The sequence below is a fragment of the Bacillus sp. 166amftsu genome, from assembly GCF_900107445.1.
Classification (GTDB): Bacteria; Bacillota; Bacilli; order Bacillales; family Bacillaceae_G; genus Bacillus_A; species Bacillus_A arachidis.
Window position 1 is genome coordinate 821,591 of sequence record NZ_FNQA01000001.1, and the last position, 14,962, is coordinate 836,552.

The following is a 14,962-nucleotide window of genomic DNA, read 5'->3' on the forward strand; positions in this document are numbered from 1 at the left end:
TATATTTTCTATCCTTTATTGTAAGCGAATGCCTACAAAAAACTCATAAATCACATTATAAAACAAAATAAGTAAAAAGAATAGTCTTAAATATGACCTTTTTCTTTTAAACTCACGAATTTATGGTCACCTATAATAATGTGATCAAGGACTTCAATTCCAATAATTCTCCCACATTCCACCAATCGCTTTGTTACTTCAATATCTTCACGACTCGGCGTAGGGTCTCCTGAAGGATGGTTATGCAGACATATAATAGAGGCTGCTGCACGGCGAAAAGCTTCTTTGAACACCTCACGGGGGTGCACAATTGAGGCACTTAGACTTCCAATAAACACAGTCTGACGGTGCACGATTTGATTTTTCGTATTTAAGTATAAACAAACAAAGTGCTCTTGTTGTAAAAAACGCATCTCTTCCATCATATAACTAGCACAATCTTCTGGACTCCGAATACTATATCTGTTTTGGTACTCTAAACGTACCATTCTTCTTCCTAATTCAAAAGCAGCGATTAACTGAGACGCCTTTGCTACTCCTACTCCATGAATGCTTGTCATCTCTTCCATTGTAGCATCTTTCAACATTCTTAATCCGTCAAAATGATATAAAATTTGATCCGCTAATGTTAGAACAGATTCTTCTTTAGAACCCGTTCTAAGTAATACTGCAAGAAGTTCCCGATTCGATAAATTACTTGCTCCTTCTGCTAATAAACGCTCCCGTGGTTGTTCTTCTTTCAAAACATCACGAATACCGTTCATATGTTCACTCCTTTTTCAATTTTTCGCAAAGAAAACCCCATGCAATTTTAAGCATGGGATGCATCACTATCGAACTGTTTTAATTCACGAATAAGACGCGCAATTGGTAAACCCACTACACTGTAGTAGTCTCCTTGAATATGATGAACAAAGATGGAACCTTTCCCTTGAATACCGTAACTTCCTGCCTTATCAAGTGGTTCTTTCGTCCCAATATACGTATCAATCTCTTCTTCTGTTAGTTCCCAAAATGTAACTTCCGTACGTTCATAGAAAGTTACCGTTTTTTCTTTTGAAATGAGCGCAACACCTGTATATACTTCATGTGTTTTCCCTGACAGTAATTGCAACATTTCCTTTGCCTCCGCCTCATCGGAAGGCTTTCCAAGAATACGTGACTCATATGTAACAATCGTGTCTGCTCCTAACACTATACCATCCTCATGATTTTCTGCTACAGCAGAAGCTTTTTGCAAAGCAAGCGACATCACGATATCTGAAGGTGACGAATACGCACCGATTGTTTCTTCTATTTCACTCACAACAATTTCAAATGGTACATCCGCTAGTTCAAGTAATTCCTTCCGGCGTGGTGAGCCAGAAGCTAGAATAAGTTTTTTCATATTTTCTCCTTTCTTTCTTGCACGTAACAGAAAAATATAACTTAATCGTATCAAATGAATATCTTTCCCACAAATTGAAAAAAATATCATTTTCTTTTCAGGAAATTGACTCTTCCCTTTGTATACGACTATATTCTGTACACAAAAAAAGCACTTTGATCTAAAATACAATCCAAAAGAAAAGAAAGAAGTCTCGGCACTTCTTTCTTCTCATTTTATTATCTTACTCTTTTGCTTTGTGCGAAACCACTTTTTCATAAGAAAGCAAACCATCAATGATAACTTGATTCAATTTAGCTACTGCTTCTTTATTAGTTTGCCCTTCTTTTATTGTTTGCATAGCTACTGATGCATACGTATATATTTTTTTTACATCCTCACGCTTAATTGATTTCCCCTCTTTTTCAATTGCCTTCCATTCCTTTTCAATCACTTCTATTTCTTTCGGATTACTTTTACTTCCAGGTTGTATACTAGTCGAGTATTTTACAAAATGAATGTATAAGGACTGCAACTTACTTAACAATGGACCCGATTCTTTATCATTTTTCAGCAATGCCCGGTCTGTAATTTCCCATTTCTTTTTCAAAACTGATATACCATCTTTCTTATATTGTTCAATCAATTTCTCTGCGGATTGCTCGTCACTAGAAATTCCAACTACAAGTGAATATTTATCATCCATCGGTTTAATCGCTGCTACGCCCCCATTATCTTTCCACTCCTGAGTAGCTGCCTGTCCTTTTTCTTCAGAAGAATAGAGACCTCCTTGCACGAAATATAAGGTGATCGGTTCTAAAGCACCTGCATTTACCTCTTTCGGTTTTTCTGCTTTTTTCTCTTCAGCCGTTACTTCATTTCGCTCTGCTTCATGATTCTTTTCTCCACTTGTCACCGTAGTTTCCCGAACTGTACCTTGCCCCGTTAACAAGTGAAGCATTCCCATCCCTAACACTGTGCCAATAATGATCGCGGTAGCAACTATAACAATAAAAGCATTATTCCATTTCTTCCGGTGCTGTCTGATAGATGGCAACTTATTTTTTTGAAACGGCACTACATTTTTCGGTGTTTCACTCTCTACTACTATCCAATCAAACTCATCTTTTTCCTTCTTCTTTTCTTCATACTCTGCTTCCGTTCCATTTACTTTAACCGAGATTGTTCGTGATTGCTTGTCCATACCCTCACACCTCACCTCTTATCATTGTCCGCATCATAACATATTCACTTCACAAAAAAACGAGATATTTGTCGGAGAGGTTCGTCAAATTGTCCCATATAGTTATCCTATATGTATGCATTTGACTTCATTTGTAGAACAAAAAAACTAGGGTAGCCGCTACCCTAGTTTCTTTCACAAATGTATTTTCGAACTTCTGAAATGAAGTAAAGAGAGCCCGTTATGATGAAAACATCCTTTTCTTGAAGAGCATTCAATTTCGTATCAATAGCTTCTTTCCAATTCTCAAAAACTTGTTTTGTTTCCTTACTTGAATAAGAAGCAAGCTCCTTAGCAGAAATCGCACGATCAAATGTGAATGTTGTAAAAATCATTTCATCTGCAATTGTTTCTAATTGTCCTACCATGTTATTCAGCTGCTTATCACCAAGAGCCGTAAATAAAACAATGACATTTCTATCGCTATAATGAGCCTCAACTGTTTTTACAAGACTTGCAATTCCTTCGGGATTATGTGCACCATCTATAATTACGTCAGGTTTACTTTGTAGTCGTTCAAATCGACCAATCCAATATGCTTCACTTAATCCTTCGCGAATATGCTCTTCCCCCATTAAGAATGATAGATATGTTTTAAGGTACATAACTCCCATCAGCGCCAATGCCGCATTTCCTACTTGATGACGCCCTTTCATTGAAATCCGAACTTCCTCAAAAGAAGAGAACGGACAAGAGAAATCAAAGAGCTCTCCATCTTCATCAGAACGCTGATGCGCTGCTGTAAATTGCTTTCCGATTTCATAAAGGTTTGCATTTTTTTCTTTGGCAACCTTCTGAATAACCCCAAGTACTTCTTCATCCTGTGCGCCCGTAATAACAGGAACACCTGATTTAATAATCCCTGCTTTTTCATATGCAATTTCTCCTAGCGTATTACCTAAAATATGCATATGATCATGACCGACATTTGTAATCATCGTTAGTACTGGATGAATAACATTTGTAGAATCAAAACGACCTCCAAGCCCTGTTTCAAACAAGACGATATCACAGAAGTTTATTTTACCGAAATAGCAGATTGCCATGACCGTAATAATTTCAAACTCTGTTGCTTCTCCTAAATTTGTTTCATCTAACTTTTCAACAATTGGTTTTACCATGTTTACAAGCTCAGTAATTTCTTTATCTGCAATTGATGTCCCATTCACACTAATTCGTTCATTAAATGTTTCAATATATGGAGACGTAAATGTCCCAACTTTATATTTTTCTGCCTCCAACATATAACGCATATATGTTAAAGTTGAACCTTTTCCATTTGTTCCTGCAAGATGAACACATTTTATATGACGCTCTGGATTTCCAAGCTCTTCTAACATCCACTGCATTCTCTCTAATCCTGGTTTAATACCAAACTTTAATCGGCTATGAATCCAACCTATTGCTTCTTCGTATGTATGTACCACTTGTGCCATTCCCCTTTCAAATCCAAAAAAGAACCAAGGCAAGAAATCACCTTAACTCTATTATACGCAAATAAAAGAGACTCACCAATATAGTGAGTCTCTTTGGAAAAACTTTTATTTTTGAAGATCAGCTAGACGTTGGCGAACTGCTTCGCGTTTTTCTAAGTAATCTTGCTCTTTCGCACGCTCTCCTTCAATAACTGCTGCTGGAGCTTTTGCTACGAAACCTTGATTTGCAAGTTTCTTCTGTACACGTTCTACCTCTTTATCGAACTTCTCAAGTTCTTTTTCAAGGCGTGCTTTCTCTTCATCAAGATTGATTAAATCAGCTAACGGTAAGAACAACTCTGCACCTGATACGATTGCAGTCATTGCTTTTTCTGGTGCTTGTAAATCCGTCTTAATCGTTAATTCACTTGGATTACAGAAACGCTCGATGTAAGAACTGTTTTTCGTAAGCTGAGCTAAAACTGTTTCGTCTTTTGCTTTAATCTGCATTTGAACTTTTTTACTCATTGGCGTATTTACTTCTGCACGGATGTTACGAACAGAGCGAATGATATCAACTAGAAGATGCATTTCAGCTGCCGCTTCTTCATCTTGTAAATCTTCGCGAACTGTTGGCCATGCAGCTACTGTAATAGATTCACCTTCATGCGGTAAGTGTTGCCAGATTTTCTCTGTTACGAACGGCATGAATGGGTGTAATAGACGCATCGTTTGGTCTAGTACATAAGCTAAAATAGAACGAGTTGTTTTCTTCGCTGCTTCATCTTCACCGTATAATGGTAGTTTTGCCATTTCAATGTACCAGTCACAGAAATCATCCCAAATGAAGTTGTATAACGCACGGCCAGCTTCACCGAATTCATATTTATCCATGTTACGTGTTACACTTTCAATCGTTTCATTTAAGCGAGTTAAAATCCACTTATCTGCAACAGATTTTTCACCAGTTAAATCGATATCTTCATATTGCATATCATCCATGTTCATTAATACGAAACGAGATGCATTCCAAATTTTATTAATAAAGTTCCAAGTAGATTCTACTTTCTCCATGCTAAAGCGTAAATCTTGTCCTGGTGCACTTCCCGTCGATAAGAAGAAACGCATTGCATCTGCACCGTACTTATCGATAACATCCATTGGATCAATACCGTTACCTAGGGATTTACTCATCTTACGCCCTTGCTCATCACGAACTAAACCATGAATTAATACATCCTTAAATGGACGCTCTCCTGTAAACTCTAAACCTTGGAAAATCATACGAGATACCCAGAAGAAAATAATATCATAACCCGTTACAAGCGCATCTGTAGAATAGTAGCGTTTGAAGTCTTCATCATTTTCATTTGGCCAACCAAGTGTTGAGAATGGCCATAACGCTGAGCTAAACCATGTATCAAGTACGTCGTTATCTTGATTCCAGTTTTCGATATCTGCTGGTGCTTCTGTACCTACGTATACTTCACCAGTTTCTTTATGATACCAAGCTGGAATGCGATGTCCCCACCATAATTGACGAGAAATACACCAGTCATGAATGTTTTCCATCCAGCGTAAGTATGTGTTCTCGAAACGATCTGGTACGAACGTTACTTTTTCTCCTTCTTTTTGTTGCAGAGCAACAGCCTTTTCTGCAAGTGGTGCCATTTTTACGAACCATTGTGTTGATAAGTAAGGCTCAACAACTGCTCCGCTACGCTCACTATGACCTACCGCATGCATATGAGGCTCGATTTCTACTAATACGCCAGCTTCTTGCAAGTCTTTTACTAACTCTTTACGGCATTCAAAACGATCCATACCGTTATATTTACCAGCTTTTTCATTCATTGTACCATCTTCGTTCATTACAAGAATGCGTGGTAAGTCATGGCGGTTACCTACTTCAAAGTCATTCGGATCATGAGCTGGAGTAATTTTCACAACACCTGTTCCGAAATCTTTTTCTACGTACTCATCAGCAATAATCGGAATCTCACGGCCTACAATTGGAAGTGTAACTGTTTTTCCGATTAAATGTTTGTAACGATCATCTTCCGGATGAACTGCTACTGCTGTATCACCAAGCATTGTTTCTGGACGAGTTGTTGCAAGACGAATATGACCAGAACCGTCTGTTAACGGATAGTTCATATGGTAGAATGCACCTTGAACCTCTTTATGAATTACTTCTATATCAGAAAGAGCTGTGCGTGTTGCTGGGTCCCAGTTAATGATATACTCACCGCGGTAAATTAAACCTTTTTCGTATAATTGAACGAATACTTTATTAACCGCATCAGATAAACCTTTATCTAATGTGAAGCGCTCACGCGTATAATCTAATCCTAAACCAACTTTTCCCCATTGCTGACGAATGTGAGAAGCATACTCTTCTTTCCATTCCCATGCCTTTTCAAGGAATTTCTCACGGCCAAGATCGTAACGTGAAATACCTTCTTCACGAAGTTTCGCTTCTACTTTTGCTTGCGTTGCGATGCCCGCATGGTCCATACCAGGAAGCCATAATACATCGTAACCTTGCATACGCTTCGTACGTGTTAAAATATCTTGAAGTGTTGTATCCCAAGCATGACCTAAGTGTAGCTTACCTGTTACGTTTGGAGGTGGAATTACAATTGTATACGGCTGTTTTTCCGCATCTCCTTTTGCTTCGAAATATTGGCCATCAAGCCACCATTTATAGCGGCCTTCTTCAACGGACATATGATCATATTTAGTTGGTAAATTCTTTTCCGTGTTTGACATTATTTTCCCTCCTTAAGAATAAAAAATGTCCCTCATCCAAAAAGGACGAGGGACATCGTGGTACCACCTTTATTTACAAACAAATTCAAAATTTGCTTATACTCTTAATTTGATAACGGACAGATCCGTCTTTTCCTAATGAGAATGAATCCGTTCAGAAAAGATGCTCCAGGGCTACCTTCTAACATGACTATCTAGAGAATCTCACAGCTAATAATTCTCCTCTCTGCAGACGTTTAATGTTATACTCTTCCCCTTCAACGCATTTATATAATTGTTATTTATTATATACAATAGTGTAAAAAACGAAACCATATTCGTCAAGATAAAAATATTTTTCAGCATTTTTCTACAATGGATAGATGCTATACTTTCCTATTTGATAAAAACAACCTATAATCATCAATCAGCTTAACTATTTTTTCTGTAATATATATGAAAGTCTGCAGCACAAGCACCTTAGGTATTTACCCCGCATACTGTAATATTACCCCTTCATCTTTTAAGATTCATGTACGGCAATAGCCTTTCTATACGGAGGAATGATTATGCGACGTTACAAACGCACCTATAATTTTTCAGCCCCTTCATGGGTTAGAAATTTGCAAACCATATTCGCTGATTTTGCAATTCCACTTACTATTTTCCAAGGAATTCGCACTTTACTACTTCCTACCTTTTTAGACTTTATCATCCTTATCATCTTTGTTGTAGCTACGATTCGCTTGCATTTTCAGCCGTAGCCTCAAGATACTTGAGACTACGGCTGTTACTCATTCCCTTGCTGCGCTGCTTGTAATTGTGAAATAAAATATTCTATATTACTTACAAGCCAATGCGCTTGTTGTAACATTTTCACACCTTGAAGTTCTTGCTTTTCACTACGACTCTGCTGTTTGCTTGTATAAGATTGAATTTGCCGAATAAATGGAGAAGGATATGTTAGATAAGCAAACATAAGAAGTTGCTCTTCTTTCGTAAACGGAAAATTCTTTTGATACACCTGATACCATTCAAAACGATCGTTTCTCGCCATTGGGTATGTGTTCAGTGAGCGGGAATAAAAACGGACAAGATCTTGAACTGGTGTCGCAAACTGAGATTTTTCCAAACTAATAAAATAACCATTTCGTTCATAATCGAATAAAAAATGCTTCATTGATACATTACCATGGATAAAAGAAACTCGTGTTTTTTCTTTCTCTTTCATCACTTCATGCCACTCTGAAAGCTGTTTCGTTGCAAATTCACGTGCTCTCATCACGTGATGAAAATACGTACAATACTGTAGTTCAAACGGAGACATATACCATTTCGCCTCAGATTCTACAAGAAATTTCTCTAAGAAATCCCCATCTTCCTCCCAACGCTCAGAGACATTTTTATAATGCTTCTCTAACGTTTCTTCCGTATATGATTCTTCTTTTACCGTCCTTTGGTGAAGCAGCGCTAACGTCTGAAACATTTTGTGATATTGATCATTGTCCTCTCCACTTCCTTCAGCTCGCTCCAGCCAGGGCATTAAATAATAACTATATGTTTCATCGTTCAAAATGTGATTCCCATCTATTGCATGGTAAATGGGTGCATAATGTGTAAATCCCTTTTCACGCAAATATTGAATATGATACATTAAATGATTTCGCTTCAATCGATGAGATGGTAATTTTTTTAATGCATATGGCCCTTGATTCGTATAAATTTTTATGATACTTCCGTGCTCTTCCATATGTTGGACATCTAATTGATACCGCTGTACGATCGGTGCATAACGATCCCGTAATTCTATATCCATACGAATGATCCTTTCTCATTCAAAAACGTAAAATAAAATTCCTTTTAACTGGAATAACCGATTTCTATAGAAATGCAGATTGAAAAACCGACATAAAGCCTAATCTTTAAGTGGAAGAAAGCATTAGAAGCCGTCAGTTCCTTTTTTCGCCCCATACCACGTGAGAACAAAAGGTGAAGATAAGTGGGGATTCATCCTCCTGCTGGGGACCCTCACGCTATCTTCCTCATTTCCATCTAAATCTTGAGGTGAGGATCTTACTGCCCGCTCATAGCAGGATAAACTAGGACGAAAGAAAAGAGGTGAGTGAAGAATCCTCTTCACTCACTTTGTCTTTGCTTTTGGCACAGGTATATATATAATTTGTCCTGTAGTTAAATACACATCATCTGTTTGGTTCACGCGATGTAAATGCTGGACAGTCGTTTCATATCGCTCCGCGACCGATTCAATTGTATCCCCTTCTTGCACAAAATACATACGTAATTTCGTAAACTCTTCTTCCGGCTCTTTCGTAAATAATTTTGTTAAGTATAATGCATTTTCATCTCGTTGCGAGTAGGATGCTTCCTCTTGCTCTTCTTGTAATTTCTCTGCTTGTTTTTTCTTAAAATCCTTCCGGCCGAACAATTCAAACTGTGGGGTAGTTTCTTTCACTTCTTCCCTTTCTTCTTCATGTCCTTCTAGTAGATGTTCTTCCTCTTCTAATTCTTGTTCTTTGCGCTCCTCTAATTGAAACGGCTCAAATGCATAATCTTCCCATCCGTCTGATTCTGTATGAACTACTACTTCCTCCACTGATCCTTTATCCTCATCCACCACTTTTGTTTCCTCAGCTCTACCAACTTCCACATTCTCCATTTCTTCCTCTTGTACTTCATACTGCATTCTCTCGTCCTCGCATAAACCAGAAATCGATATATCTGCTAATAGTTGCAAGCAACCATTTTCTTTTAATTCATAATCAAATTCCTCAATGGAAACATACAATTCTTCAACTTGTTTCACTCGGTTTCGCGGAATCGAAATTTCTAACGGAAAAGAGTGTACAAGTTCGTTGACACCATCTTCTCTCATTTCTACATAATCAATGGATTTCGCTGGAGATACGTCTCTTAATGAAAACTCAACCTCATCTTTCCTTGCAACATATTCCCCTGTTAAATCTAATTGCCCTCTCACAATCACTTCGTATTCAAGCTCTTCTATCTCAACGTCTGGATCTAACGAAATTGACAAAAGTTCTTCGACTTCCTGTCCTTTTTGGAACCAAACCGATTCTTTCAATGAAAAACGTAACGAATGATTTGTTGTCACTTTTTTTCCCCCTCCCAAACTGTATGTCATTACAGATTTATGTGCATGAGAGTCATTTTATGAGTAAAAAAAATCGAACTGCATACATGGGATTCTGATTGATTTTTTTCATATATCAGCTTTCCAACAATATCCCCATAATTTTCAGCTATATATAAAAAAGGTTGCCAGGATATGATCCCTGACAACCTTTTTACTTTATGCTTTTAATTTTGACATTGCAATTTCTGCCGCTGCAATCGTTGCTTCAATATCAGCATCACTATGTGCTGTTGATAAGAATAAGCCCTCAAATTGAGAAGGTGGTAAGAATACACCTTGCTCTACCATTTCACGATAGTAAGCTGCAAAGAACTCTAAGTTTGAAGTTTTTGCCGCATCGTAGTTAATAACTGGTTTATTCGTAAAGAATATACCAATCATAGAACCGGCACGGTTGATATGGTGCGGAATACCGTGTTTTTCAGCCGCTTTACGCAGACCATTTTCTAGCATTTCAGCTTTACGTTCAAACTCTTGATAACACTCTGGCGTTAATTGTACTAACGTTTCATAACCTGCAGTCATCGCTAAAGGATTACCGGATAATGTACCTGCTTGATAAATTGGTCCGCTCGGTGCAACTTCACGCATAATTTCCGCTTTACCACCATATGCTCCTACTGGCAGACCACCGCCGATTACTTTTCCTAAACAAGTTAAGTCAGGCGTTACACCGTAATACCCTTGTCCGCAGTTATAAGCAACACGGAACCCTGTCATTACTTCATCAAAGATAAGCAAAGCACCATTTTTCTCTGTTACTTCACGAAGTCCTTCTAAAAATCCTGGCTGAGGTGGCACAACACCCATATTTCCAGCGACCGGCTCGACGATCACACAAGCAATGTCGTCACCGAATTGGTCGAAAGCATATTTTACGCTCTCTAAATCGTTATAAGCTACTGTAATTGTATTTTGTGCTACACCTTCAGGTACACCAGGGCTATCTGGTAAACCAAGCGTCGCAACACCAGAACCAGCTTTAATCAATAGGGAATCGCCATGTCCATGATAACAACCGATAAATTTCAAAATTTTATTACGCCCTGTATAACCACGTGCTAGACGAAGCGCACTCATTGTCGCTTCTGTTCCAGAGTTTACCATACGTACAATTTCAATAGACGGCACACGCTCAATTACAAGCTGCGCTAATTTATTTTCAATTTCTGTTGGCGCACCAAAGCTTGTTCCTTTTTCCGCAACAGCCTTTAATGATTCTACAACACGATCATTGGCATGCCCATGAATCAGTGGTCCCCATGATAATACGTAGTCGATATATTCATTCCCATCGATATCGTACACTTTAGAACCTTTCCCGCGCTCCATAAAGAGCGGATTCATACCAACGGATTTAAATGCACGAACCGGACTATTCACACCACCAGGCATTAAATTTTGTGCTGTTTCAAATGCTTCAATCGACTTATCAAACTTTTTCATTATTGTGCGCCTCCTTCTTGTAACCATCGTGCTGCATCTTTTGCATGATACGTAATGATTAAGTCTGCCCCTGCACGTTTCATGCTTAACAATTTCTCAAGTACAATGTCTTTTTCATTAATCCAACCATTTTGCGCTGCTGCTTTAATCATCGAATATTCTCCGCTCACATTATAAGCAACAATTGGTAAATTGAAATTGTTCTTTACATCGCGAATAATATCTAAGTAAGAAAGAGCTGGTTTTACAATTAAGAAATCTGCTCCTTCCATTACATCTGATTCCGCTTCACGGAATGCTTCCATACGGTTTGCTGGATCCATTTGATACGTTTTACGATCGCCAAATTGTGGTGCACCATGTGCTGCATCGCGGAATGGACCGTAAAATGCAGATGAGTATTTCACAGCATATGACATAACCGGCACGTGTGAAAAACCGTTCTCATCTAACGCATGGCGAATCGCCGTTACAAATCCATCCATCATGTTAGATGGGGCAATAATATCCGCTCCTGCCTTCGCTTGACTTACCGCTGTTTTCGCAAGAACTTCTAGCGATGCATCATTTAAAATGATTCCATCCTCAATAACACCGCAATGTCCATGACTTGTATATTGACATAAACATGTATCTGCAACTACTACTAACTCTGGGAACTGTTCTTTAATTTGTTTAATTGCACGTTGTACAATACCGTGCTCACAAAATGCAGAAGATCCAACTTCATCTTTTTCAGCAGGCAAGCCAAATACGATAACAGATCGAATACCTAAATCTACCACTTCTTGCATTTCAGCTTGCAGAAGATCTAAAGAAATTTGATATACATCTGGCATAGAAGGAACTTCGTTACGAACATTCTCTCCCTCTAGTACGAAAATAGGATAAATAAAATCTTCTGTATGTAAAAATGTTTCACGTACAAGTGCACGCATATTTCCGCTTTGTCTTAAACGACGGTGACGATTAAACTGTAAAGAATTCATAGATTTCTATCTCCCATTCTTTTATTTAAATTATGCATTTTGATTATATGTTGAAATGCATTGTATTAACGCTTCTACTGTATATTCTTTCGGAACAATTACATCAGAGAAATAACGACTTGCCTCTTGCGCTGTTATTGGTCCTATACAAGCAATTGTACATTTTTTTATCCATTCTCTCCAGTTTGTGCCTTCAAGTAATTTCACAAAGCTAGTAACGGTAGAAGGACTCGTAAATGTAACAATATCTATCTTACCTGATTCTAGATTGGCGATGAGATCTTGTCGCTTCTCATGATTCGCTTTCGTTTCATACACAACAAACTCTTCTAAAAACACACCAAGTTTACGCAGCTTATTTGGAATAATATCTCTAGCTAAATTCCCTTTTGGAAATAAAATACGTTCTGTCCCATTTAACTCTCTTACAAATTCTTTAGCGAAAGCTTCCGCAACAAAATCCGTTGGGACAAAATGAACCTCATAACCTCGCTTTTTTAATTCTAGCCCTGTTTTCACGCCTACTGCAGCAATGCGAACAGTAGAGGGAATTCTCTTATACAAACCATCTAAAAAAAATTCCACACCATTTTTACTCGTAAAAATAACCCAGTTATATGTGTTAAGCTGTTGAGATACATTTTGAAATTCCTGCTGAGATACGCCTTCTATATGCAAAAGCGGAATTTCCAATGGAATTCCGCCCTGTTTGTTCACCGCTTCACTCATTTGTTTTGCTTGATGCTGGGCACGCGTAATTAGTACTGTTTTTCCAGCAAGGGCATCCATGATTAATGTTGCTCCTTATTTGCAGCGAGAATGAGTTCTTTTGCTCCTTGCTCAATTAAACAATTCGCTGCCTCTAAACCAACTTGCTCCGGATCCACACCTGTGACAATTTCTTTTAACAAAATGGAACCATCCATAGAACCGACAAGCGCTGTTAATTCAATTTCATCTCTCTCCCCAAGTGTTGCATAACCAGCAATTGGTACTTGGCAACCGCCTTCAAGTTTATGAAGAAATACTCGCTCTGCTGCGACTGTTCGCTCTGTGACAGAGTCATTGATATGTGATAATAATCGTAATAAATCTTGATCATCCCCACGGCATTCAATTGCTAATGCACCTTGTCCAACGGCTGGCACGCATACCTTTTCATCTAAGTGCTCTGTAATAACATCATCTGCCCAGCCCATTCTCTCTAAACCAGCTGTCGCTAAGATGATTGCATCATAGTCTTCTTCTTTTAATTTACGTAATCTCGTATCAATATTTCCACGAATCCACTTTACTTGTAAGTCTGGTCTAGCAGCTAGTAGCTGTGCACTTCGTCGTAAACTACTTGTCCCAAGAATCGCACCTTCTGCTAAATCCTCAAATGATTCCCCATTTTTTGAAATGAACGCATCACGCGGATCTACACGCTTTGGTATACATCCAATTGTTAATCCATCCGGAAGTACAGCTGGCATATCCTTCATACTATGTACAGCCATATCGATTTCTTTTGTAAGCAGTGCATGTTCAATTTCTTTTACAAATAAACCTTTCCCACCTACTTTGGAAAGCGTCACATCTAAAATAACGTCGCCTTTTGTAACAATTTCTTTCACTTCAAATTCATATGGCAAACCAAGCGCTTTTAACTGATCAATAAACCAATTTGTTTGCGTCAATGCTAGCTTACTCTTTCTTGAACCTACAATAATTTTGCGCATAATTTTCTCTCCTCATTATAAATACCAAAAGTGGAAATTGGATAAACTGCTTAATAGAAAAATATTGATTAACATAACAAGAAAGGCTCCAATGTTCCAACTTATAATCTTCTTACCTTGCAATATGTCTGATCCTCGTAAATATAAACCCATGCAATATGCAAATAAAACAACAAAAGACCCGATTACTTTCGTGTCATACCAATGAAAATTATCTAGTTTGGTATATCCCCATATACATCCAAGCAAAATAGCTAATAGAAAAAACGGAACAGAAAATAAATTTAATCCATATGACATCGACTCAAGCTTCCGTAAATTTCCCAACCGCCTTAATCTCGCATTCCATTTTTTCTGTTTTAACAATCGATATTGCAATAAGTACATAATGGAAAAAATAAACGACACTGTAAACGCCGCATAAGAAATAATCGCCATTCCTACATGTACGTATACAAGCTCTGAAACTAATTGATGCGCAAGTACCGGCGACATTTTTCCGAGCGGGGTGAAAATAGAAAAAGCGCTTACGCCAAAAGCAATGACATTTGTAAAAAAAACTAAAAAGTCAATGCGCATAAATCGATTGATTACGAGTGACATTGTAATTAATAACCACACGTAAAAATAAATTCCTGACAATAATGTTAAAATCGGATTCGTCTCTGATTCCGTGGCCCGAAGTAACATGAAAATAGACTGTAATACCCATACAATCGCAAGTAACCAAAAAGCAATTCGATTCGCCTTTCGGTTACTTTGGAAATAATCTATAAAATATAAACTAATGCTACAAGCATATAAAATAATTGCAATATGATAAATAATACTGTTATTTAAAAAGCCCATCCGATCA

General features: G+C 37.9%; 13 protein-coding genes and 1 other annotated feature. Of the genes, 1 reads left to right on the top strand and 12 read right to left on the bottom strand.

Annotated features, from left to right (window positions below):
* Positions 1 to 86: 86 nt before the first annotated feature.
* From radC to BLV40_RS04655, 5 genes are all read right to left on the bottom strand, one after another.
* Positions 87 to 764, bottom strand: coding sequence for a RadC family protein (radC, locus tag BLV40_RS04635; protein WP_090687678.1), 678 nt, complete (start codon positions 762 to 764; stop codon positions 87 to 89).
* Positions 765 to 811: 47 nt separating this feature from the next.
* Entirely contained in the window at positions 812 to 1,387 is a 576-nt protein-coding gene (locus BLV40_RS04640) for a Maf family protein (RefSeq protein ID WP_026593522.1), read from the bottom strand.
* 223 nt (positions 1,388 to 1,610) lie between these two features.
* Entirely contained in the window at positions 1,611 to 2,570 is a 960-nt protein-coding gene (locus tag BLV40_RS04645) for a stage II sporulation protein B (protein WP_090687681.1), read from the bottom strand.
* Between the two features lie 164 nt (positions 2,571 to 2,734).
* Positions 2,735 to 4,036: a bifunctional folylpolyglutamate synthase/dihydrofolate synthase gene (locus tag BLV40_RS04650; protein WP_090687683.1), complete on the bottom strand. Its 1,302-nt coding sequence runs from the start codon at positions 4,034 to 4,036 to the stop codon at positions 2,735 to 2,737.
* 114 nt (positions 4,037 to 4,150) lie between these two features.
* Positions 4,151 to 6,796 carry a valine--tRNA ligase gene (locus BLV40_RS04655; protein WP_090687686.1) on the bottom strand — a complete coding sequence of 882 codons (2,646 nt, stop codon included), beginning with the start codon at positions 6,794 to 6,796 and terminating at the stop codon, positions 4,151 to 4,153.
* Positions 6,797 to 6,834: 38 nt separating this feature from the next.
* Positions 6,835 to 7,066, bottom strand: a binding site (T-box leader).
* A 278-nt stretch (positions 7,067 to 7,344) separates the two neighbouring features.
* Between BLV40_RS04655 and BLV40_RS04660 the strand changes: the two genes are divergently transcribed.
* Positions 7,345 to 7,539: a hypothetical protein gene (locus BLV40_RS04660; RefSeq protein WP_081811105.1), complete on the top strand. Its 195-nt coding sequence runs from the start codon at positions 7,345 to 7,347 to the stop codon at positions 7,537 to 7,539.
* 26 nt (positions 7,540 to 7,565) lie between these two features.
* Here the strand turns inward: BLV40_RS04660 and ysxE are convergent, their stop codons facing one another.
* The 7 genes from ysxE to BLV40_RS04695 all read right to left on the bottom strand — a co-directional run bounded on the left by ysxE (position 7,566) and on the right by BLV40_RS04695 (position 14,955).
* On the bottom strand, positions 7,566 to 8,591 hold the full coding sequence (ysxE, locus tag BLV40_RS04665) for a spore coat protein YsxE (RefSeq protein WP_090687688.1): 1,026 nt from the start codon (positions 8,589 to 8,591) through the stop codon (positions 7,566 to 7,568).
* Positions 8,592 to 8,915: 324 nt separating this feature from the next.
* Positions 8,916 to 9,938: a stage VI sporulation protein D gene (gene spoVID / locus BLV40_RS04670; RefSeq protein WP_026593527.1), complete on the bottom strand. Its 1,023-nt coding sequence runs from the start codon at positions 9,936 to 9,938 to the stop codon at positions 8,916 to 8,918.
* A gap of 168 nt (positions 9,939 to 10,106) precedes the next feature.
* Positions 10,107 to 11,396 (bottom strand): glutamate-1-semialdehyde 2,1-aminomutase, encoded by a 1,290-nt coding sequence (hemL, locus tag BLV40_RS04675; RefSeq protein ID WP_026593528.1) that lies wholly within the window; start codon positions 11,394 to 11,396, stop codon positions 10,107 to 10,109.
* Positions 11,396 to 12,385, bottom strand: a complete 990-nt coding sequence (hemB, locus tag BLV40_RS04680; RefSeq protein WP_026593529.1) for a porphobilinogen synthase — start codon at positions 12,383 to 12,385, stop codon at positions 11,396 to 11,398. The genes hemL and hemB overlap by 1 nt, the downstream gene beginning before the upstream one ends.
* Positions 12,386 to 12,415: 30 nt before the next feature.
* Positions 12,416 to 13,174, bottom strand: a complete 759-nt coding sequence (gene hemD / locus BLV40_RS04685) for a uroporphyrinogen-III synthase (protein WP_090687691.1) — start codon at positions 13,172 to 13,174, stop codon at positions 12,416 to 12,418.
* Positions 13,175 to 13,176: 2 nt separating this feature from the next.
* A complete protein-coding gene (gene hemC, locus BLV40_RS04690; RefSeq protein WP_090687694.1) occupies positions 13,177 to 14,106 on the bottom strand; it encodes a hydroxymethylbilane synthase in 930 nt (309 codons plus the stop codon).
* A gap of 15 nt (positions 14,107 to 14,121) precedes the next feature.
* Positions 14,122 to 14,955 (bottom strand): cytochrome c biogenesis protein, encoded by an 834-nt coding sequence (locus BLV40_RS04695; protein ID WP_090687697.1) that lies wholly within the window; start codon positions 14,953 to 14,955, stop codon positions 14,122 to 14,124.
* Positions 14,956 to 14,962: the final 7 nt, after the last annotated feature.

Coding starts and splice junctions, on each gene's coding strand:
- BLV40_RS04695 (WP_090687697.1), bottom strand. CDS start 14,955: ATGGGCTTTTTAAATAACAGTATTATTTATCATATTGCAATTATTTTA.
- BLV40_RS04655 (WP_090687686.1), bottom strand. CDS start 6,796: ATGTCAAACACGGAAAAGAATTTACCAACTAAATATGATCATATGTCC.
- BLV40_RS04660 (WP_081811105.1), top strand. CDS start 7,345: ATGCGACGTTACAAACGCACCTATAATTTTTCAGCCCCTTCATGGGTT.
- ysxE (WP_090687688.1), bottom strand. CDS start 8,591: ATGGATATAGAATTACGGGATCGTTATGCACCGATCGTACAGCGGTAT.
- radC (WP_090687678.1), bottom strand. CDS start 764: ATGAACGGTATTCGTGATGTTTTGAAAGAAGAACAACCACGGGAGCGT.
- hemB (WP_026593529.1), bottom strand. CDS start 12,385: ATGAATTCTTTACAGTTTAATCGTCACCGTCGTTTAAGACAAAGCGGA.
- BLV40_RS04645 (WP_090687681.1), bottom strand. CDS start 2,570: ATGGACAAGCAATCACGAACAATCTCGGTTAAAGTAAATGGAACGGAA.
- spoVID (WP_026593527.1), bottom strand. CDS start 9,938: ATGACATACAGTTTGGGAGGGGGAAAAAAAGTGACAACAAATCATTCG.
- hemC (WP_090687694.1), bottom strand. CDS start 14,106: ATGCGCAAAATTATTGTAGGTTCAAGAAAGAGTAAGCTAGCATTGACG.
- BLV40_RS04640 (WP_026593522.1), bottom strand. CDS start 1,387: ATGAAAAAACTTATTCTAGCTTCTGGCTCACCACGCCGGAAGGAATTA.
- hemL (WP_026593528.1), bottom strand. CDS start 11,396: ATGAAAAAGTTTGATAAGTCGATTGAAGCATTTGAAACAGCACAAAAT.
- hemD (WP_090687691.1), bottom strand. CDS start 13,174: ATGGATGCCCTTGCTGGAAAAACAGTACTAATTACGCGTGCCCAGCAT.